Source organism: Candidatus Accumulibacter vicinus, assembly GCF_000584955.1.
In the GTDB taxonomy this organism is placed as follows: domain Bacteria; phylum Pseudomonadota; class Gammaproteobacteria; order Burkholderiales; family Rhodocyclaceae; genus Accumulibacter; species Accumulibacter vicinus.
Genome location: NZ_JDSS02000032.1, coordinates 5622 through 6431 on the forward strand (window position 1 = coordinate 5622; position 810 = coordinate 6431).

General features: G+C 69.8%; 1 pseudogene. It reads left to right on the forward strand.

Annotation, left to right across the window (positions count from 1 at the left end):
- Positions 1-810: pseudogene (locus tag CAPSK01_RS23200) on the forward strand (hypothetical protein); the annotation flags it as partial.

Here is an 810-nt window from a genome sequence, read left to right on the forward strand (position 1 = left end):
ACGACCCGCGCGGCCGCCTCACCGGCCAGACCGTCGGCGACGAACAGACCGTCTACACCTACGACCCCGCCGGCCAGCTCACCCGCCTCACGTCACCCGACGGCAGCTTCCTCGCCTACACCTACGACCCCGCCCACCGCCTCACGCAAATCACCGACGCCCTCGGCAACACCCTCACCACCACCCTCGACGCCGCCGGCAATCGCGTCCAAGAAGAATGGCGCGACCCCGCCCACATCCTCAGCCAGACCCGCAAACGCGTCCATGACGCGCTCAGCCGCCTGACCCGCGAACTCGGCGCGCTCGACCAGCTCCAGGCCGACTACACCTACGATCCGCAAGGCAACCTCACCACCCTCAGCACCCCGCACGGTGCCGGCACCCGCACCACCACCCAGGCCTTCGACGCCCTCAACCGCCTCATCCGCGTCACCGATCCGAGCGGCGGCGTCACCCAGTACGCCTACGACGGACAGCACCGCCTGAGCCGCGTCACCGACCCCAGAAACCTCATCACGCGCTACACCGTCGACGGCCTGGGCAACGCCACCGGCCTCGACTCCCCCGACAGTGGCGTCAGCAGCCAGACCTTCGACGCCGCCGGCAACGAACTGACCCACACCGACGCCCAGGGCCAGACCACCCGCCGGCAATACGACGCCCTCAACCGCCTCACCCGCACCACCTATGACGACAACAGCCGCGACCTCTTCCTCTGGGACCAGGGGACCGCTCACCTGGGCCGGCTCACCCGCATCGAACAACGCGACGCCGCCGACGCCCTGCTCACCGCCATCGACCGCCAATACG